Source organism: Mesorhizobium sp. M0496 (genome assembly GCF_040321205.1).
Lineage (GTDB): Bacteria > Pseudomonadota > Alphaproteobacteria > Rhizobiales > Rhizobiaceae > Mesorhizobium.
This window is the reverse complement of the sequence record NZ_JAMYRC010000036.1, coordinates 42,028-61,463: the sequence shown is the minus strand read 5'-3', so window position 1 is coordinate 61,463 and position 19,436 is coordinate 42,028. Positions and strand designations below refer to the sequence as shown.

Annotated in this window: 20 protein-coding genes, 1 other RNA gene and 1 pseudogene; 11 read left to right on the top strand and 11 right to left on the bottom strand. The window is 63.1% G+C overall.

Annotated features, from left to right (window positions below; genetic code table 11):
• Nucleotides 1-123 precede the first annotated feature (123 nt).
• Complete coding sequence (locus NKI73_RS25425) at nt 124-642, bottom strand: dihydrofolate reductase (protein ID WP_352633677.1); 519 nt, start codon at nt 640-642, stop codon at nt 124-126.
• Nucleotides 642-1,658: a DUF4424 domain-containing protein gene (locus NKI73_RS25420; protein WP_352633675.1), complete on the bottom strand. Its 1,017-nt coding sequence runs from the start codon at nt 1,656-1,658 to the stop codon at nt 642-644. The genes NKI73_RS25425 and NKI73_RS25420 overlap by 1 nt, the downstream gene beginning before the upstream one ends.
• Nucleotides 1,659-1,788: 130 nt before the next feature.
• On the opposite strand from NKI73_RS25420, the gene cobF reads away from it, so the two are divergent.
• Complete coding sequence (gene cobF, locus NKI73_RS25415; protein WP_352633673.1) at nt 1,789-2,589, top strand: precorrin-6A synthase (deacetylating); 801 nt, start codon at nt 1,789-1,791, stop codon at nt 2,587-2,589.
• Between the two features lie 17 nt (nt 2,590-2,606).
• Here cobF and NKI73_RS25410 read toward each other — a convergent pair whose 3' ends face one another.
• From NKI73_RS25410 to modA, 4 genes are all read right to left on the bottom strand, one after another.
• Nucleotides 2,607-2,948 carry a winged helix-turn-helix domain-containing protein gene (locus NKI73_RS25410; protein WP_352633672.1) on the bottom strand — a complete coding sequence of 114 codons (342 nt, stop codon included), beginning with the start codon at nt 2,946-2,948 and terminating at the stop codon, nt 2,607-2,609.
• Between the two features lie 81 nt (nt 2,949-3,029).
• Nucleotides 3,030-4,142 carry a molybdenum ABC transporter ATP-binding protein gene (gene modC, locus NKI73_RS25405; protein ID WP_352633670.1) on the bottom strand — a complete coding sequence of 371 codons (1,113 nt, stop codon included), beginning with the start codon at nt 4,140-4,142 and terminating at the stop codon, nt 3,030-3,032.
• On the bottom strand, nt 4,139-4,843 hold the full coding sequence (gene modB, locus NKI73_RS25400) for a molybdate ABC transporter permease subunit (RefSeq protein WP_292190770.1): 705 nt from the start codon (nt 4,841-4,843) through the stop codon (nt 4,139-4,141). Before modB ends, modC begins: the two co-directional genes overlap by 4 nt.
• Before the next feature lie 25 nt (nt 4,844-4,868).
• Complete coding sequence (gene modA / locus NKI73_RS25395) at nt 4,869-5,663, bottom strand: molybdate ABC transporter substrate-binding protein (RefSeq protein ID WP_352633668.1); 795 nt, start codon at nt 5,661-5,663, stop codon at nt 4,869-4,871.
• Nucleotides 5,664-5,744: 81 nt separating this feature from the next.
• On the opposite strand from modA, the pseudogene NKI73_RS33715 reads away from it, so the two are divergent.
• Nucleotides 5,745-5,896, top strand: a pseudogene (locus tag NKI73_RS33715) (TOBE domain-containing protein); the annotation flags it as partial.
• 42 nt (nt 5,897-5,938) lie between these two features.
• On the opposite strand, the gene NKI73_RS25390 reads toward NKI73_RS33715, so the two are convergent.
• Together NKI73_RS25390 and NKI73_RS25385 are read right to left on the bottom strand one after the other, a co-directional pair.
• A complete protein-coding gene (locus tag NKI73_RS25390; protein ID WP_352633667.1) occupies nt 5,939-6,733 on the bottom strand; it encodes a thymidylate synthase in 795 nt (264 codons plus the stop codon).
• Between the two features lie 166 nt (nt 6,734-6,899).
• Nucleotides 6,900-7,211, bottom strand: coding sequence for a DUF2853 family protein (locus NKI73_RS25385; protein ID WP_352633665.1), 312 nt, complete (start codon nt 7,209-7,211; stop codon nt 6,900-6,902).
• Between the two features lie 170 nt (nt 7,212-7,381).
• Between NKI73_RS25385 and ssrA the strand changes: the two genes are divergently transcribed.
• Together ssrA and NKI73_RS25375 are read left to right on the top strand one after the other, a co-directional pair.
• Nucleotides 7,382-7,741: a transfer-messenger RNA gene (ssrA, locus tag NKI73_RS25380) on the top strand.
• 117 nt (nt 7,742-7,858) lie between these two features.
• Nucleotides 7,859-8,413, top strand: a complete 555-nt coding sequence (locus NKI73_RS25375) for an AAA family ATPase (protein WP_352633663.1) — start codon at nt 7,859-7,861, stop codon at nt 8,411-8,413.
• A 45-nt stretch (nt 8,414-8,458) separates the two neighbouring features.
• On the opposite strand, the gene NKI73_RS25370 is transcribed toward NKI73_RS25375, so the two are convergent.
• On the bottom strand, nt 8,459-9,664 hold the full coding sequence (locus NKI73_RS25370) for a multidrug effflux MFS transporter (protein WP_352633662.1): 1,206 nt from the start codon (nt 9,662-9,664) through the stop codon (nt 8,459-8,461).
• A 189-nt stretch (nt 9,665-9,853) separates the two neighbouring features.
• Between NKI73_RS25370 and NKI73_RS25365 the strand changes: the two genes are divergently transcribed.
• The 4 genes from NKI73_RS25365 to NKI73_RS25350 all read left to right on the top strand — a co-directional run bounded on the left by NKI73_RS25365 (nt 9,854) and on the right by NKI73_RS25350 (nt 11,645).
• Nucleotides 9,854-10,543 carry a TetR/AcrR family transcriptional regulator gene (locus NKI73_RS25365; protein ID WP_352633660.1) on the top strand — a complete coding sequence of 230 codons (690 nt, stop codon included), beginning with the start codon at nt 9,854-9,856 and terminating at the stop codon, nt 10,541-10,543.
• 118 nt (nt 10,544-10,661) lie between these two features.
• A complete protein-coding gene (locus NKI73_RS25360) occupies nt 10,662-11,198 on the top strand; it encodes an SspB family protein (protein ID WP_352633658.1) in 537 nt (178 codons plus the stop codon).
• A 14-nt stretch (nt 11,199-11,212) separates the two neighbouring features.
• Nucleotides 11,213-11,410, top strand: a complete 198-nt coding sequence (locus tag NKI73_RS25355) for a DUF4169 family protein (RefSeq protein WP_352633656.1) — start codon at nt 11,213-11,215, stop codon at nt 11,408-11,410.
• Nucleotides 11,411-11,420: 10 nt separating this feature from the next.
• Entirely contained in the window at nt 11,421-11,645 is a 225-nt protein-coding gene (locus tag NKI73_RS25350; protein WP_352633654.1) for a ribbon-helix-helix domain-containing protein, read from the top strand.
• On the opposite strand, the gene NKI73_RS25345 is transcribed toward NKI73_RS25350, so the two are convergent.
• Complete coding sequence (locus NKI73_RS25345) at nt 11,642-13,444, bottom strand: chloride channel protein (protein ID WP_352633652.1); 1,803 nt, start codon at nt 13,442-13,444, stop codon at nt 11,642-11,644. The genes NKI73_RS25350 and NKI73_RS25345 overlap by 4 nt on opposite strands.
• Before the next feature lie 157 nt (nt 13,445-13,601).
• On the opposite strand from NKI73_RS25345, the gene NKI73_RS25340 reads away from it, so the two are divergent.
• The 3 genes from NKI73_RS25340 (at nt 13,602) to NKI73_RS25330 (ending at nt 15,357) form a co-directional block, all read left to right on the top strand.
• On the top strand, nt 13,602-14,039 hold the full coding sequence (locus NKI73_RS25340; RefSeq protein WP_352633651.1) for a MarR family winged helix-turn-helix transcriptional regulator: 438 nt from the start codon (nt 13,602-13,604) through the stop codon (nt 14,037-14,039).
• 114 nt (nt 14,040-14,153) lie between these two features.
• On the top strand, nt 14,154-14,459 hold the full coding sequence (locus tag NKI73_RS25335; protein WP_352633649.1) for a hypothetical protein: 306 nt from the start codon (nt 14,154-14,156) through the stop codon (nt 14,457-14,459).
• Between the two features lie 16 nt (nt 14,460-14,475).
• Nucleotides 14,476-15,357 carry a sigma-70 family RNA polymerase sigma factor gene (locus NKI73_RS25330; protein ID WP_352633647.1) on the top strand — a complete coding sequence of 294 codons (882 nt, stop codon included), beginning with the start codon at nt 14,476-14,478 and terminating at the stop codon, nt 15,355-15,357.
• 34 nt (nt 15,358-15,391) lie between these two features.
• On the opposite strand, the gene NKI73_RS25325 is transcribed toward NKI73_RS25330, so the two are convergent.
• Complete coding sequence (locus NKI73_RS25325) at nt 15,392-19,351, bottom strand: AsmA family protein (protein ID WP_352633645.1); 3,960 nt, start codon at nt 19,349-19,351, stop codon at nt 15,392-15,394.
• Between the last annotated feature and the right edge of the window lie 85 nt (nt 19,352-19,436).

Sequence of the window (19,436 nt, the reverse complement as noted above, 5' to 3'; positions counted from 1 at the left end):
CAAAATCCAGTGTTGTTCTTCTATAGGGACGCCACGAGGCGCTTTCAACGCGATGCGTTGCCGAGTTCGTCCGATTTGGTCCGTTCGCGACCCTTTGTCTTCCTTCAACGCCCTTTTTGTCGTTCAATGTCTCGCGAGGCGGCGCTCGTAAACCGAATAGCGCGTCGCGTGGCTATCCTTTTCCCCGGCCGGAACCTCCTGTGAGCTGACGACGCGCCAGGAATCCGGATCGATCGGCGGGAAATGCGCATCGCCGTCGACAGTTGCCAGTATATGGGTAACATGCAGCCGGTCGGCCAGCGGCAGTGCCTGGGCATAGATTTCGCCGCCGCCGATGATGCAGACCTCGTCCACACCGACCATGCCGCGTCCGCGCACAGTTGCCAGCTGGATCGCGGCTTCGAGCGAATGCGCGACCTCGACGCCCTCTGTGCGCCAGGCCTTGTCGCGGGTGACCACGATGTTCAACCTGCCCGGCAGCGGCCGGCCGATGCCTTCATAGGTCTTGCGACCCATGATGATGGGTTTGCCCATCGTATCGGCCTTGAAGCGCTTGAGATCGGTGGACAGCCGCCAGGGCAACCCTCCGTCCCGCCCGATGACTCCGTTTTCTGCAATGGCGACGTAGATTGCGACGTGCATCAGTTGGCATTTCCCCCATTTCTGTCAGACGACACCAGCAGCAGGATGTCGATGTCGTGCTCGGGATAGAAATCCTGCGCCGTCATCTCGAATGTCGTCGGCCCGACCTTTTTGACATTGTCGCCGCAGAACGAAACCAGGGTCTTCGGATTGCCCTTGTCGACCGTCAGCTTGAACTTGCCGATCGTACCCGCCGCCCAATTGCCACCTGTGGTCAGGATGTAGGCGATCCGGCTTTCATAATATTTAGAATAGCCGTCGGGATCGTCCTTGGCTGCCTTGCGCACTGCATTCTCGAATGTGTCGTCCATGCAATAGCGGGTCTTGTAGGTCGCGTACTGCCCCTGGAACTTGCCGTCGTAGAAGAAGCTCACCGAAGACGTGCCGCCGACGCTCGGCTTGTAGCGGTGGGAAACGCGAACGTCTTTGTTGGCCGGAAACGTCGAGCGCCACCAATAGGTCGAACGCAATTGCCAGAATGGCGTGTAGACCTTCTTCGCCTCCGTACCGTCGCCGCCGGTGTCCTCGATGATGATGCCGCGGTTTACCCAGTCATCGGTAACCGATTGAGGCAGCTTGGCCAGCGCCGCCTTCGCCGCATCGCCGAAAGGATAGAACGGCACATTCTGCGCCTGCAGATCGGCGCCGATGTCGATGCCGAGCGCGAACACCTTCTGCTCGAGCTGCGGCTTTGCCGGTGCGCCATCGACCGTCACCTCAAAGCCGAGGAAATTGTCGCTTTGGTCGTTGGGAAGCGCCGGCCTCTCTTCGGGATCGCCTTCGATATCGGGCATCGGGAAGGCGACGATGGCGTCGACATCCCGATCGGTGTTGTTGTGGAAGACGTAGTCGACCGTGACCTTTTCCGGCGAGATGAAAAGGTCCTCGCTTTGCATCGCCACGGCATCGCTGCGCGACAGGATCAGGCCGCCGGTGCCAAGTCCGGCAATCGAATCATTGGCGAATGCGGGCGCAGCCAGCAGGGCCAGCGCAGCGGTCAGAACATATCGCAACATGAAAGCCTCCTCGGCTGGAATACTCACAGACCCTAGCCGTTTCACCGTAGCGTTTCAAAGCCCTTCCGTATCCGCGGGTAAGCCCAAACGGTCTGGACTAACAGGTTCCGATCGGGCAGGAGTTCGCTCCATGCGCAAGCTTCTCGTCATCGGCATCGGCGCCGGCAATCCCGACCATATGACCATTCAGGCGATAGACGGCCTGAACCGGGCGGACGTCCTGTTTATTCCCGACAAGGGCGCAAGGAAGAATGACCTTGTCGAGCTGCGCCGCCAGATCTGCGACCGCTTCGTCACCAACCCGAAGTCACGCCGCGTCGAATTCGACGTGCCGGTGCGCGACCTGCCAGTAGAAGATGGGCCAGTAGAAGATGGGCCGGCGCCGTCCTATCGCTCGACCGTCGATGATTGGCATGAAGCCATCGCCGCCATCTACGAGAGCCTGATCCGCGATGAGATCGCCGGGGATGGCTGCGGCGCCTTCCTGATCTGGGGCGATCCCTCGCTCTATGACAGCGCCTTGCGCATCCTCGAGCGCGTGCGCCTGAGAGGCAATGTCGCGTTCGAGCTGGAGGTCATACCCGGCATCACCGCTGTCCAGGCGCTCGCCGCCAGCCATAAGATGGCGCTGAACAGGATCGGCGATTCGGTGCTGATCACCACCGGTCGGCGCCTGACGCGGGAAGGCCTGGCCGACAATGCCGGCAGCACCGTCGTCCTGCTCGACGGCAAATGTGCCTTCAACACGCTGGACGACAAAGATGTCGTCATCCATTGGGGTGCCTATCTCGGTACGCCGGACGAGATCGTCATCTCGGGCCGTCTCGGTGATGTCGGTGCCGAGATTGAGAGAACCCGTGAAGAGGCCCGCCGGAAAAAGGGCTGGATCATGGACACCTACCTGCTGCGCAAGCCTGGTGAACAGGACTAGGCCCTACTGCCTTCCCCTCACCCGGCATCAATTTCCGCCTGTAACGCCTCCATATGCGTCGCGGCCGCTGCAGCCGCCGCACGCTCGATGGCGCGGAAGCGGCTGACCACGGCGAGACCCGCGGCCGTCAGTTGCGCGCCGCCGCCCTTGCGGCCACCAGTCTGTGCCGCCACCAGCGGCTTGCCGAACACCCGGTTCATGTCCTCGACCAGGTCCCAGGCGTGCTTGTAGGACATTTCCATGCCGCGCGCGGCGGCCGAGATCGAGCCGAAGGCGGCGATCTGCTCCAGGAGGTCGATCTTGCCCGGTCCGATGCGCCCGTCGGGATCGAGATTTATCCGCAAGCTCAGCGACGGCATTTTTGCTCCTCCGCGGTCACGCCCGATCCCATACTAGAGACTTTCCGGCGAAACCGCTATTCCAAAAAGACATAGCGATGATCATCCACCCGCCTCGGCGGGCAGCCCGACGCCGGTGTTGGCCCTGTCGAAGCTCACGGTCTTGACCACCGCGAAAACCTTGCCGCCGAGATGAAGCTTCAGCGTCTGCCGCGACTGTTCGGTGATGCGGGCAAGCACGGTTGCGCCGTTGCAGTCGATACCGACCTCGACCGCCGGGCCCTCACCGGGGCTTATCGCGGTAATGGTTCCCGCCAGGATGTTGAGCGCGCTGAGGCCTGCCGGATGTTCGGTGGCAATCATCACATCTCGGGCACGGATACGGATGCGCACCCTCGCGCCTGTCTTCATCGCCAGCCGCGGCACCCGGATCTCACCGGCGGCCGAGCCGAGCACGGTCATGTCGAAAGTCTCGTCGTGACGCAGCACCTCGGTGTCCAGCACGGCGCCGCCCTCGCCGCGCTCCTCCGCCGGCAGCAGGTCGAGCCTTTGCATCACCGCCTCGGTCGGTCCGCTGGTGATGACATGGCCTTGCGCCAGCATCACCACGTCGCTGGCCAGCCGCGCCACCTCGGCGACGGAATGGCTGACATAGACGATCGGGATTTTCGTCTCGTCGCGCAGCCGTTCGACATAGGGCAGGATTTCGGCCTTGCGCGCCTCGTCGAGCGAGGCCAGCGGTTCGTCCATGAGCAGCAATCGTGGGCTGGCCAGCAACGCCCGGCCGATCGCCACGCGCTGCTTTTCGCCGCCCGACAGCTTCGCCGGTCGCCTGTCCATGAGCGGGCCGATGCCGAGCAGGTCGACAACTGCATCCATATCAGCATAGCGCTCCGCTGGCGGCGTGAACCAGCGGCCGTAACGCAGATTGCCGGCAACACTCATATGCGGAAACAGCCGCGCATCCTGGAACACCATCCCGATGCGGCGCTTGTACTTCGGCACGAAAATGCCAGCACTCGTATCGACCAGCACGCGGCCGTCGACTTCGATGCGTCCCTTGTCGGGCCGGATCAGCCCGGCGATCATGTTGATCAGCGTCGTCTTGCCTGACCCCGAGGGTCCGAACAGCGCCGTCAGCCGCCCGGCACTTTTGAAGCGGGCGTCGACGGCGAAACCGCCCAGCCGATGGCTGATGTCGACGAGAACGCTCATTCGATGTCCATCCGCCGGCCGACACGCCGCGCCAACACTTCCGAAGCAACCAGTGCTGCCATGGAAATGACGATGGAAATCAATGTCAGACGGAGCGCCCCTTCATCGCCACCGGGTACCTGCGTGAAAGTGTAGATCGCCGACGGCAATGTCTGCGTCTCGTTGGGAATGTTGGAGACGAAGGTGATGGTCGCGCCGAACTCGCCCATCGCCTTGGCGAAGGCCAGGATGGCGCCGGCGATCAGCCCAGGCAGGATCAGCGGCAAAGTGATGGTTGCGAAGACCCACAGAGGATTGGCGCCGAGCGTTCCCGCCGCCGCCTCCATCTTGCGGTCCACCGCCTCGATCGACAGCCGGATCGCCCGCACCATCAGGGGAAAACCCATGACGCCGCAGGCCAGTGCCGCACCCGTCCAGCGGAAGGAGAAAACAATGCCGAAATGCTCGGCCAGGAAGGCGCCGGCCGGGCCACGCCGGCCGAAGGTGAGCAGCAGCAGATAACCGGTCACCACGGGCGGCAGGATCAGCGGCAGATGCACCAGCCCATTGAGAAGGGTCTTGCCCCAGAACTGTCCTCGGGCAAGCAGCAGCGCGATCAGTATGCCTGGCGGCAGGCTGGCGAGCATCGCCACCGTTGCCACCTTGATCGACAGCCGGACCGCATTCCATTCGTCGGGAGTGAGGTCCAGCAGCCAGTTCATAGTGCGAGATGAAGCCCCTTGGAACTCAGTTGCTCGGCGCGAGCACGGTAAAACCCTGATCCTTGAACAGCGCGCCGGCCTTTGCCGACTGCAGGCATTTCAGGAAAGCCGGCGTATCCTTGTCCTTCGAATCGGCGGTCTGGGCAACCGGATAGATGATCGGCGGATGCGAATCCTCAGGAAAGGTGCCGATCACCTTGACGCCCTTTTCGGCATGCGCGTCGGTGGCGTAGACGATGCCGAGGGCGGCCTCACCTGTTGAAACCAGCTTGAGCGCCGCACGGACATTCTCGGCCTGCGCCACCTTGCCCTCGACCGAGGACCAGACGCCGAGCGATTCAAGCGCGGCCTTGCCGTATTTGCCGGCCGGCACCGCCTTGAAGTCGCCCATGGCGAGCCTGCCGTCGCCGATCAGCTTGGCGAGGTCAAAACCTTTCTCGATCTTGGTTTCAACCACCGAGTCCTTCGGCGCCACCAGCACGATCTCGTTGCCGAGCAGCTTCACTTCGGTGTCCGGCTTGGTGAGCTTCTTGTCGGAGAGATATTTCATCCAGTCGAGGTCGGCCGAGATGAAGACGTCGGCCGGTGCCCCGCCCTCGATCTGCTTGGCCAGCGCCGAGCTTGCGGCATAAGAGACGGTCGCTGCCTCGCCGACATCGGCCTCGCAGGCCTTGTTCACCGCATCGAGCGCATCCTTGAGGCTGGCGGCGGCAAACACCAAGACCTTGTCTTCCGCGTGTGCTGCCGGCACTGCCGCCATCAACGTCGCCGCTAAACCGCCAATGGCGATCGCCCTCGATCCAAAACCTTTGCGCGTCATGGAAACTCTCCCTGGTTCGAACCCGATCGCCTAGAAGCCCGCCAACCGATATATCCGCATGGATATAACAAGGGAAGGCCTGGAGCCACCACTTCGCACGTCCGGATCGACATCGGCCAGCGCCGTCGTCGCCGCCTCGATGACCAAGAGGCCTCGCCGATCCCAAGCTGGAAAAAGGCAAGCAGGCCTATGCAGTGGTCAAGGCCTCGGATGTGATGGTCGGGATCGACTGACTGATCGGCGCCTGATTTCAGGGTTGAGTAAGGCGCAGGGGCTCAGACGGCGATCGGCGCCTTGATGCTTGCGTCGGCGATGTAGTTTTCTAGCCGGAAATCCTCGAAGCGGAAGGCGAAGAGGTCCTTCACCTCCGGATTGATCCACATCGTCGGCAGCGCCCTCGGCGTGCGCCGCAGCTGTTCGCGCGCCTGCTCGAAATGGTTGGAATAGAGATGCGCGTCACCGAGCGTATGAACGAAATCGCCAGGCTTCAGCCCGGTCACCTGCGCCACCATCAGCGTCAGCAAGGCGTAGGACGCGATGTTGAACGGCACGCCGAGGAAGATGTCGGCCGAACGCTGGTAGAGTTGGCAGGAAAGCCGGCCTTCCGAGACGTAAAACTGGAAAAGACAGTGGCAGGGCGGCAGCGCCATCCCTTCCACCTCGGCCGGATTCCAGGCCGAAACGATCAGTCGCCGCGATTGAGGGTTTTTGCGTATCTCCCTGAGAAGATTTGCAATCTGGTCGATCGAACCGCCATGGCCGTCCGGCCAGGAGCGCCATTGCTTGCCGTAGACCGGGCCGAGATCGCCATTCTCGTCGGCCCATTCGTCCCAGATCGAAACGCCATGGTCGGTGAGGTATTTGATGTTGGTGTCGCCGGCCAGGAACCACAGAAGTTCATGGATGATCGACTTGAGATGCAGCTTCTTGGTGGTGGTGACAGGGAAGCCGCGCGTCAGGTCGAAACGCATCTGGTAGCCAAAGACTGAGCGTGTTCCGGTGCCGGTGCGGTCGCCGCGATCGGCACCGTTGTTCAGCACATGCTGCAGGAGGTCGAGATACTGGCGCATCGGTTCCGGCTCGATTCGTTTGTCCAGCCATCATAGCTGACGGACAGGCGGCCGAACACCACAAAGCAGCGCAAACCCTGCTCGAAAGTCACCCGTCCCCAACAACATCATCGGCTGGCGCATAGCGCATAAACCGCGCCAGCCTCCGCAAATTGACGCGCGATCGTCAGAGGGAGCCGAGCTTGCCCAGGTCCTTCGCGACGAGGTAGTAAAAAGTCACCCGGCTCTTGGTGTTGTCGGCAGACATTGCCTTGCAGGTCTTTTCGATGGCGGCATCGGCCTTGCCGGCATCGGCGATGCCGAGTTTCTTGGCGACCCAGTTGGTCCTGACGCGCTCGAGTTCCTTCGGGTCGGTGCAGGACACCAGCGAGGAATCGCGGTTCCTGAGCGCGATGCCCAGATGCTTTACGATCTTTTCGACCGCATCCGCACTGGCGCCAGCGTCGTATTTCTTCACGTCTGCAAGATAGTCGGCCATCAAAATTCCCCTCGTCGGCGCCACGGATCCGATCGATGAGGGCTGTGGCGCGCTGCCGCAACTTGTGCGCTAGGTCGGTTACTCCTCACCGTAGCAAAGCTTCGGTTGAGACCGCGCCCAAGTCAACCCTTTGGAGATGTGGTTTTGACACGCAGACAAAGTGCCAGCGCGGCCTTCCATTTCTTGCGATGGCACCCTATATTCAGTCTGTCGGCTTGACCGACTATGGCGATAAATGGGCGATGAAATAAGCCGTTCGGACCCGGGGGCGGTACCCGGCGCCTCCACCAAAAGCCGCTGTCGGCGACAGAGCGGTTTTTGCTGGGGGCGAAATAGGATCGACGAAGGTGTAAAGATCGTACTTTTGCCCGGCATGGTACCACCGTCATCGGGCTAAACCTGTAGTTGCAAATGACAACTATGCGGAAGCACGTCTCGCCGCGTAAGCGGTGCGATAGCTTCAATTCAAGCCCTAGAGGTTCGCACTTCTAGGCGGGGTTCGGAGGTACCTGGCAACAGAAACCTCCACTTCTCCCCCCTCCTCCTTCGATATGCGTCACGCGCAACGGCAGTTCCCATTAGGCAAATCCTTGTGTGACCTGTCAGCCGCCAAGGCGCGGCACCGCGCGCCTCTCCATGGACGAAACATGCAAAACGTTTCCGATCGATTCTTCGTGCTGACCGGCGGTCCCGGCTCCGGCAAGACCAGCCTGATCGAAGCCCTGCGCCGGGCAGGCTTCGCCACCTCCGTCGAAGCCGGCCGCGGCATCATTCGCGATCAGTCGGATATAGGCGGACCCGCTTTACCCTGGCACGATCGTGCACTGTTTGCCGAACTGATGCTGTCGTGGGAGATGCGCTCGTATCAAATTGCGCAAGAACAGACCGGGCGCCCTGTTTTCTTCGATCGCGGCGTGCCGGACACGCTTGGCTATCTCAAGTTGAGCGGCCTGCCGGTGCCCCAGCATGTCAGCTCCGCGGCGAAACGTTTCCGCTACAACCCCCGCGTCTTCGTCGCCCCGCCCTGGCCTGACATTTTCGAGCAGGATAAAGAACGCAAGCAGACGCTTGACGAGGCCGAGCGCACCTATCATGCGCTGGCCGGCGCCTATATGGGACTGGGCTACGAGCTGGTACCGTTGCCCCTGGCGCCGGTCGAGACCCGGCTGCGTTTCGTACTGGCCGAGACAGGATTGATATGAAAAAGGCCGGGGAGAACCCGGCCTTTTGTCTGGGATGGCGAATGCTTATTCCGCCGGCGCCTCAACAGCCTCGCGCGAACGGCCGAGCGTGACCTTGGCCAGCGTGAACGAAATCACCGCGCAGAGCGTGATGCCGGCCACCATCGGCAGCGGCGTGCCGTCGAAGAACACCCCGGCGACGCCCATGGCGAGTGCGCCGATGGCGAAGTGCAGCGTGCCCATCAGCGCCGAAGCCGTGCCGGCGATCTCGCCATGTTCTTCCATCGCCAGCACCGAAGTGGTCGGGATGACCAGGCCGAGGAAGCCGTAGCCGACGAACAGCAGGGCCGCCATCACATCGAGCCTGTCGACGCCCGTCGCCATGATCGCCAGCAGCACCACCATCGTCGAGGCATAGCCGGTTACCGCGACGCGCACCACGCGTCGCAGCCCGAAACGCTCGGCCAGCAATCCCGTCAGCTGCGACATGCCGATGAACGCCACCGCGTTGATCGAGAAGAACACGCTGTAGACCGAAGGCGACAGCCCGTAATGGTCGATCAGGATGAAGGACGAACTCGACAGATAGACGAAGAAGCTCGCAATGCCGAAACCGGCGATCGCCACAAGGCCAAGGAAGTTGCGGTCGCCCATCAGGAAGCGGTAGCCGGCAAGCGCGGTGCCGAAGGAGGAACCGACGCGTTCTTCCGCCGGCCGCGTCTCCTTGAGGGAGGTTGCCAGAAGGATGGTGGCCAGCAGTGCCGCACCCGTCACCGTCCAGAACACGGCGCGCCAGCCGAAATTCTCGATGATCTGGCTGCCGGTCAGCGGCGCCAGGATCGGCGACACCGAAAACACCAGCATCAGCAACGACATCAGCTTGGCGGCCTCATTGCCGGTGTGCAAGTCGCGCACGATGGCGCGCGGAACGGCCATTCCGGCGCTGGCGCCAAGCCCTTGCAGGAAGCGGAAAGCGATCAGCCATTCGATGGTCGGCGCCATTGCCGAACCGATGCCGCCAACCATGAACAGCGCAAGGCCGCCATAAAGCGGCAGCTTGCGGCCGACCATGTCGGAGATCGGCCCGACGACGATCTGGCCGAAGCCCATCGACAGGAAGAAAATCAACAGGCTCATCTGCACGGCGGCGGTGCTGGCGTGCAGGTCCGCGCCGATTGACGGCAACGCAGGCAGATACATGTCGATGGCGAACGGGCCGATGGCGGACAACAGGCCGAGCACGACCGCGATGCGGAGGAATTTAGGACTCATGATAAAGGCTTCTTTCAAATCTGGTTTGCCGCCGCCGGGCGACGTCTAACCTAGGACGTTCCATCCCATGAGATTCCGACACCTCAAGAGCGAATTCCATTCGTCTCTCTCGAGCGAAATCTCTTTATCTCGTGTCCACAAATTTAGACACTCTTGTCTAATTCGTCAATCACCTCTATATAGATTTCTATGAAGCTGCACGTTTCTCCTGACACTTTCCCGCCACGCGGCCATGAGGCCAAGCGCCTGTCGATCGTCGATTCCGCAGCTGCCGTGTTTTGCCGCGAAGGTTTCGCCGGCGCCAACATCGATCTGATCGCTGCCGAAGCCGGCGTCTCGCGCCAGACCATCTACAACCATCATGGCGACAAGGAGAAATTGTTCGTCGCGGTGGTTCGCGATCTGACCGAACGCTGCAATGCCGGCATCTTCGCCACCATTGCCACCTTCCCCGACCAGCCCAAGGATCTCGAAGCGGATCTGATCGGCTTTGCCGTGCGCCTGAACCAGAACTGCATCTGCAACCGTGACGGAAAATTCCTGCGCAAGCTGATCCAGACCGAAGGCGAGCGCTATCCCGAACTGTTTGCGGAGTGGCGCGAACAGGGCCCGGGCAGGACATGGCCGGCGATCGCCGCCCGCTTCGCCCGCCTCGCCTATGGCGGCTATCTCACGATCGAGGACCCCGATGTGGCGGCACGTCAGTTTCTTGGTCTCGTCAATGCCGAACTGCAGACCACCTTCATGCTTGGCGGCTCGCCACGCGAGGACGAGGTGGTGCAATCCGCGACGAATGGCGTGCGCACCTTCCTGCGCGCCTTTGGCAAGCGCCGCTCCGCAACCCCAGCGGAAAAACAAAGCGCGCTCGCCAGCGCCTGAGCGATCAAATCGCTGGCAATAGTCTTCGCTTCCGCGCGAGGGTGATCTATATGCGGTTTACGCCGCGCTCAAGCTTGATTACAGCTATGCGGACGATTCAACGGAACCCGACCGCCACATGGCCGACGACCACATCCGCTACGACATTCTGGCCCAGGAGGCGTTGCGCGGCGTCATGCGCAAGGTCCTGGCCGAAGTCGCGCGCACCGGCCTCCCCGGCAACCACCACTTCTTCATCACCTTCCTGACCGGCGCGCCGGGCGTTCGCGTGTCTTCGCGGCTGCGCGAGCGCTATCCCGAGCAGATGACCATCGTCATCCAGTTCCAGTATTGGGACCTGAAGGTGACAGACACCGGCTTCGAGGTCGGGCTGTCCTTCTCCGACGTGCCGGAAAAGCTCGAAATTCCATTCTCGGCCGTACGCGGCTTCTATGATCCCTCGGTCAATTTCGAACTCGAATTCGACGTCAAGACGGATGAGGCGGCAGCCGAGGAACCGGCTGCGCCAACTTCGGAGCCGCTGACCATCGTCTCCGAGAAAAAGCCGAAGGCCGAGAAGAAGGCCGCCGCCGAGGCGGAGAAGAAGCCGGCAGCGGCGGATGCCGCCACCAAGGGCGCCGAAGTGGTCTCGCTCGACGCCTTCCGCAAAAAGTAGCCACAGCTCGCGCCATGGCCGACATCGTCAATCTCCGCCAGGCCCGCAAGCAGAAGGCGCGGGACGAAAAGGTGCGCGTCGCCGAACAGAACCGGGCCTTGCATGGCCGTTCCAAAGGTGAGAAGCAACGCGACCGCCTGATCGCCGACAAGGCCGAGAACTTCGTCGCTGGTCACCGCCGCGAGCCATCCGGCGGCGAAAACGAACAATGAGCGCTCTGCCGTGAGCGCGGTCGAAAAGCGCTCGGTGACCATTCGGGGCCACCGCACCAGCTACTCGCTCGAAAAGCCGTTCTACGACGACCTCGTCGCGATCGCTGCCGCGCGGCAATTGACGCTCGCCGCTCTCGTCGCCGAAGTCGATGAGACGCGGCAGCGGGACACCAACCTGTCCTCGGCGCTGAGGCTCCATGTCCTTGAGTGGGCGAAGCGCGGAACGAGTTCCTAGAGGCCCTTGATCGCCGCTTCCTTTTTGCTGCGTCTTGTGCCGAAGCCGAGCATTGTCGAGCGATCGCGTTCCTCGGCCTGCCTCCTTGACCGCACGCGCATCAGATCCTTCCAGCCGACATAGCCGACCAGTCGCAGGCCTTCGCGGGTGACGACGGGCAGATGGGACACGTTGGCCATCAGCAGCTTGTCGGAAAGGCCTTCCAGATACTCATCCGGATAGGCCAGCGTCACCTTGCTGCCAGCCAGCAACTCGCCAAGCGTCGTGGTGCGGTGCGTGCCGGCGCGTCGCCAGCGCAGGATCGCCGGTGGGTCGATGAGACCTAGCACATGCCCGTTCTCGTCGACCACCGGAAAACTCGGATGCCGTGTTTCCGGTGCGGTCAGGAAGGCTGCTGCGCCATGCAGCGTCATCGTCGCCGGCACGCTTTCGACCTCCGAGGTCATCACCTCGCGCACCCTGGTCAAGGCGAAGGGATCGACGCGGTATTCGCGAACCAGATGATGTCCCCTTCTGGCGATCTTCTCGGTCAGGATCGACCGCTTCATCAGGAGCACGGTAACGGCGTGCGCTGCGGCGCAAGCCGTGATCAGCGGCACCAGCATATGCGTGTTGCCGGTCAGTTCGACGGCAAAGAAGGTCGCGGTCAGCGGCGCCCGCATCGTGCCGCCCATGGTGGCGGCCATTGCGAGCAGCGCCCAGACACCCGGATCCGCGGCAGGCAGAACGCCGGCGAGCACCGCCCCCATCGCCCCGCCCATGATCAAGAGCGGCGCCAGCACGCCTCCGGATGTCCCCGAGCCGAGCGCAACCGACCAGATGATGGCCTTGACCACCAGCAGGAGCAGTGCCGCGGTCGCGATCGTGCGGCCGTCCAGCATATTGGCGATGTTGTCATAGCCGACGCCGAGTGCCTGCGGCTCGATCAGCCCGCCTATGCCGACCACCAGGCCACCCAGCATCGGCCACCACATCCAGTGGATCGGTAGCTTCTGAAAACCGTCCTCACAGGCATAGACCATCTGCGTCAGCAGTCCCGACAACAGGCCGGCCGCAACCCCGATCGCGACCCAGCCGGCTAGGCCGACAAAGGACACATCCATACCGCCCTGAAACGGAAAGATCGGTCCGGGCAGATGCAGCATGGTGCGCTCGACCTCGGCAATGATCGCCGCCACCGCCACGGGAATGAAGCTGCGCGGGGTCCATTCGAAGAGCAGCAATTCGACCGCCAGCATGATGGCGGCGATCGGTGTCCCGAAGACCGTGGTCATGCCCGCCGCCGCACCGGCTACCAGCAGCGTCTTGCGTTCGTTGTCGCTGACCGGCAGCATCTGCGCGATCAGCGAGCCGATCGCGCCGCCGGTCATGATGATCGGGCCCTCGGCGCCGAACGGTCCGCCGGAGCCGATCGAGATCGCCGACGACAGCGGCTTCAGGATCGCTACCTTGGCATCGAGCCTGGAACGTCCGAGCAGGATCGCCTCAATGGCCTCGGGGATGCCGTGCCCGCGAATCTTCTCGCTGCCATAGCGCGCCATCAGGCCGATGATCAGTGCACCGATCACCGGGACGATGACGGAGGCAAGACCAAGCGGTGTGTCCTCGAGTTTCAGATCGGCGAGCGTGAACTGACCGAAATAGGCGATGTTGGTGGCAAGCCGGATCAACTTCAACAGCGCGATGCCGGCAAACAGCCCCGCTGTCGCCACCACCACGGCAATGGCTGCGACAAGCAGCACCCTGGCATCCGTGGTGAAATCACGCAGATGCTCCGGGTTTGAGTGATGCGTCTTCATGGCAAATTTGCTTCCTGGCGGCGGGCCGTATGTCGGATATGCGGCACGGCCGATAAGGCCAGCCGGGTTTGTCGATGGCTATGTATCGTAACACGATATATCTGTTCAAGCCGATTTCGCCCAAAATCCGTTTGAGCTTTCGTCGGAAAACGAACAAATGTCTGATATGCCGCAGCCTAGGAAATCACGCCCTGCCATCAGCCAAGCCGACTACCAGCGGCTGTCCGAGTTTCGCTACCTGATCCGGCGCTTCCTCGAATTCAGCCAGATCCAGGCGGAGGACGCCGGCCTGACCCCGCGCCAGCATCAGGCGCTGCTGGCGATCAAGGGATTTCCCGGTGGCGTTCCGGTGACGGTTGGCGACCTGGCGGAGCGCCTGCGCATCCGCCACCATAGCGCTGTCGAGCTGGTGAACCGTCTCAGCGAGGCAGGGCTGGTCGCAAGGGATCAGGACAAGGACGACCACCGCCGCGTGCTGCTGCAGCTGACCGAGCGCGCCGACGATTGTCTGGCCGAGCTGTCGGCGGCACATCTCGACGAGCTGTCACGCATCGAACCGATGCTGCGGCGCCTGCTCGATCGGGACCATGCGTGAAGCTCCGGGTCTTGCACGGAACAGCATCGAACAATTTTCCCGGCACCCCGAATCCTTTGGCTTCGCCGCAACGTCTCGGACATGAGCGCAAGGCAACGAAGAGGAACAACTGCGATGAAACGCCACCTGATACGTTACAAGACGAAACCGGAACGGACCGACGAGAATGAACGGCTGGTCAAGGCCGTGTTCCAGGAGCTGCGGGAAAAATCGCCGGACGGCGTTCGCTACATGACGTGGCGTTCCGACGACGGGACCTTTGTCCATCTGGTCGAGACGGAAACCGAGGCCCATGCCGACATCATCACCGGGCTGGCGGCATTCGAGGCCTTTCAGAATGGCATCAGGGATCGCTTGATCGAGCGTCCGCACCGCGAGGAAATGACTGTGGTCGGCAGCTACCGTATGCTCGACCAGTAACGGCGAACAGAGGCGCATGAACATTCCTGGCGAGATCCGCGAGCCTTTTGACCGCCTGTTCGGTGAGATGCGCCCCAAGCTGCACCGCTACTGCGCCCGAATGACGGGCTCGGTCATCGACGGTGAGGACGTGCTGCAGGAAGCCCTGGCCAAAGCGTTCGAGGCGCTGCCCGATGCCGGACCGATCGCCAACCCGGAGGGCAGGCTGTTCCGCATCGCCCACAATGCGGCACTCGACTTCCTGCGCCGGCGAGCCCGTGAAAAGTCCTTTTCCGATGAGGACCCGGACATGATCGTCGACCCGGCAAATCCCACCGTCGACCGTCAGGCCGCGGCGGCCGGCCTGCATACCTTCATGCGCCTCCCTGTCGCGCAGCGAAGCAGCGTCATCATGATGGACGTTCTGGGCTATTCGCTGCAGGAGATCGGCGACATGCTCGGCACCAGCATCCCCGCCATCAAGGCGGCGCTACATCGTGGTCGTCATCGGCTGCGCCATCTTGCGGACGAACCGGACGACCGTCCTGTTCCGAGATTGAGCGGCGCAGAGCGTCTGCTGCTCGATGCTTACATCGACCGCTTCAACGCCCGCGACTTCGACGCGGTGCGCGACATGCTGGCCGACGAAGTGCGGCTGGAACTGGTGGCCAGGACGCGGCTGAACGGTCGCAAGGAAGTGGCCACCTACTTCCATAACTATTCCCAGGTGAAGGACTGGCATTTCGTGCCGGGCTTCGTCGAAGACAGGCCAGCGGTCCTCGTCCGCGATAGCGATGATCCGGCGGCGCGGCCATCCTATTTCATCTTGCTGGCCTGGCAGGACGGCAAACTCTTGACCGTCCGAGATTTCCGCCACGCCCGCTATGTCACCGACGGCGCCAACTTGCTCGTTCTTTGAGAGGATCTCAGGACGGGAAAACCCTCCCTACTCCCTACTGCAGCGACTTCAGCAGATTGTCGATGGTGAACGGATTGGACTTCGGCTTGGCCGGCGGCGGGTTGTCGCGAGCCTCCGGCAGCGGCGCACGCTCCACCTTCGGAGCCTGTGCGGCCTTGCGTTCGGCCTCGAGCTTTGCCTTTTCCTGCGAAGCAACACGCATCGCCTCTTCCGCCTTCTGCCGCTCCTGCTCGGCCTGCGCCTTGGCCGCCTCGTCGGCGGCCTGCTGTTCGGCAGCGGCCTTCGCGTCCGCATCCGCCTTGGCTTTGGCGTCGGCATCCGCCTTGGCCTTCGCCTCCGCGTCGGCCTGAGCTTTGGCGTCCGCTTCGGCCTTCGCCTGGGCATCCGCTTCGGCCTTCGCTTTCGCGTCGGCCTCGGCTTTCAGCCGCGCGGCCTCCTCCTGCTTGCGCAATTCCTCGGCGGCCTTGTCACGTTCGGTCTGCAGCGCCGCGTAGTAGCGCACCTCGCGCCGCAGCCGCTGCTTCTCGAGCAGTGCCGCCTGCATCGCCTCGACGCGCTGCTGCTCCTTCTCCAGCGCGCGCTGGGTCAGGAACTGCGCCAGCGGCTCGCTGTCGAACTGCCGCTTCACGGCGCCGAACGGCCCCTCGGCGGTGAAATTCACAGCCGGCTCGGAGCCGACCAGGGCCTCGTCGCCCGGCCGATAGGTGATCGCCCCCTTGGCGAAAATTATGCTGGTATTGAGATCCGCCGCGATGTCGGCGGACAAGGTCGCCGCCGGATTCTCCAGGCTGATTGGCGGCGCCCTGAGCGTGCCGCCGGCAACCGTGAAGGCGATATCGGTGTCCTTGGCGGCAAGACTGCCATCGGCGGCGATGTCAGGTGCGAAGCCGGCGGTCTTGGCCGCATCGATGTCACGCCCGATCGCATCGGCTTTGGCGAGGAACGCATTGAACGCATCGGGATTGACGCCGGCGACCTGCAAGCTCTTCAGCGTCGCCGTACCGGAGCCGGACAAGGCGGCCACAATCCCTTCGACCGATTTGCCGCTGCTTGACAGCGCCGTCGAGAAATCGCCATTGCCGCTGATGCCGGCATCCGGCAGCACGGTCGCCAGATCGGCGCCCGCCAGTTTCATCTGCCCGGTGAAAAGGCCCGTGCCGTCATTGTTCTTCAGCTCGAACAGGCCGGTCAGCGCGCCACCCAGCAACTTCGCTTTGAGATCCGAAACGCGAATACCTTCCTGGTCGAGCTTGAGCGAAAAGGCCGCATCATACGCGGTGGCGAACCGGCCGGCGGCAAGGGCTGCCGTCGTCAAATCGAGATCGGCGGTGAACGGCAGGTTGGATTTCTGGCTGAACGGTGTGGCCGGCCACACGCCACCCTTGTCGGTTCCTTCCTTGTCGGCAAGAAAGGCGGAATCGCCGAACAGCGCCACCGCCATCGGATCGAGGTCGAGTTCGTCGAGCGCCAGCGCGCCAGCCAGATGCGGCACGCCATCCCTGGCGTCGACATTGACGTCGCCGGACACCGCCGCTTCGTTGATGGCGCCGCTGAGTTCGTCCAGCACCAGCAGACCGTTGCCATAATCGCCCTGTGCCGAGAGCGACGTCGACATGCCGGCCCCCATGCCCGGCAGGCCGATGCCTGATGTCATCAGCCATGGCTCGATATCGGCGGCGTCGAGGCTGAGCTTGCCCTTGGCGGCGAGGCCTTGCGGCGTATCAGCGATCGTCCCCTCGAAACCGGCCTTGAAGTCGTTGCCGGCAAGGCTGAAATTCGTCGCCAGGCCGCCGCCAAGCGTACCCTTGGCCTGAATGTCCGTGCTTGCCTCGCCCAGCATGCCGAGCGGCAACGCCGGCAGGCCGTAGAGCGCCAGCAACGCGGTGGCGTCGGGATTTCTGGCGTTGAAGGTCAGCGCCACCGGCGCTTCGAGAAGCTTGTTCACCGCCCCCTTCCCCGACAGCGACGCGGAAAAGGCCGAGCCGCCGGCCTTGCCTTGCCCGCTCACCGCCAGGCCCGTGGTGCCGTCGCCATTGTCGGCCGCACTCGCCACCAGGTCGACGCGCGCATCCTGGAACAGCTCGGGATAGGCCGCGGCACGGCTCGCCAGTCCTTTGAGCACGGCGCTGTCGGGATAATGCTGGGCGGCGACGTCGATCAGCGGCTTCAGGTCGACGGCGACCACCGAGGCGTCGAGCTTGCCAGTCGGGCTCGCCGGGAAATCCTTGATCCTGCCGGTGGCGCTGATCGAGGCGCCGGCCAGCCCGCCCACCGACAGCCGGTCGATTTCGAGCAGCCCGTCGCGCAGCCTCAGTGCGGTATCGACCGTATCGGCGGTCAGCCCGCCGGCGTTGACCGGCCCTGCCTTGATCTGGAAATCGAGGTCGCGGTCGGCAAAACGATTGGCGCCCTTGTCGCTGACGAAGATCGAGGCAAAAGCCGCCAGCCCGTCTACATCGAGCTCGCCGCCTTCGAGCCGCATCAGCACCGATGGTTTGGCGTCGTCGGGCTGGCTGGAATCGATGCGGCCGGAGAACTTCGCCTTGCCCAGGATCAATTCGAGGTCGCTGAAGGCTTGCCGCTTCTCCGAGAGGTCGACCTTGGCCTTGAAGCCGGCGGCGGGCAGACGGCGGATCGCCTCGTCGACATCCTTCGACAGCCACGCTGCAAAACCCGAAGGTTGCGCTACGGCCAGCAGCAACGAGCCGTTGAAGCCGAAATGGCCCTCCACGTTGAGCAAGAGCATACCATCGGCTTCCAGCGTGGTGCGGCCGGGCAAGGTCGCAGCAAGCGATTTCACCGACCAGCCGCCATCGACCGGCTCGGCGGAAAGATGAACATCGCGCACCGTGGTGTCGCCGGCCACCACCGCCGGCAGCTTGACCTCGACAGTGCCGGAAATGGTCGGCTTCGGCAGATCGAGCAACGCCTGCTCCAGCCCCGCGAAGCGCTGATCCAGTGTCAGCCCGGCGCCAGCCTGCGCACCCACCGCCTCGTCGAGCTGCACCTGAGCGCCATTGGCCTCGATGGCGAAGTTCGGCTTCAGCCCGAGATCGACCGAGGCCTTGCCATCGGCGGTGTAGGGATTGTCGAGCGGCCCGGTCTCGAAGCGGAATTCGTCGACGCCGAGCTTCTGGTGGTCGAGCGAAAACTTGCCGTTCAGCCGAAAGCCCGGATCGGGCTTGCCGGCCGAGACCTTCACCGTCTCGCCATCGGTGCCGCGCAACTCGGCGCTGTTCTTGTCGGCAGCATCCTTGTCAGGGTTTGAAATCTTGAACTGGCCGGAATAGACGGCGGCCCCATTGACGATGCCGGCATTGCCGTCGGTCTCGATGACCAGCGGATAGGCGTCCGGATCGGCCTTCAGCCGCAGCCGCATCTGCCCTGTGCCTTCGGCCTTGCCGGTGGACGCTGCGACCGTGCTGCGAAGACCGTCCAGCCGCAGTGTGCCGTCCATGCGCCACGGACCGGCCAGCGACTTGGCCGAGATTGTCGAATTGATCTCGGAAAACAGATGGCTGCGGCCGCCGGCGGCGTGGCGCAGTTCGACCTGGCCTTCCGTCACCGTCAGCTTCTCGATCGAGATCTGGTTGAGGTCGAAGGGCGAGGATGGCCGCATCGCCCAGTCGACCGTGCCGTCATTGGCAATGTCGATGGTCGCCTTCGGCCGCACCAGCCGCATGTCGAAGATCAGCACTTCACCGCGCAGGAAGGGCGCCAATTCCGCATCCATCGAAAACGTCTCGACGGTCATGGCCGGCTGGCCGTCGGGACCACCGGCGACGGCGACATTCGCGAAGGTCACCGACGGGAACGGCAACAGCCTTGCCGTGGCGTCGCCCTGCACGGTCACCTTGCGGCCGAGAATGGCGCTCGCCTCGCGTTCGAAATCGGCGCGGTAGCCGGTCCAGTCGACAAAATACGGCACCACCAGCGCCGCACACAGCACCAGCACGAACAGGCCACCAAAGATCACGAACAGGCGTGCGAGCATCAGCTCCGAACGGGTTGATTGAATTCTGCCGCACTCTACCCGCATCCGCGTGTCGATAAAGAGGCAATTCATCGAGTGTTGCGTG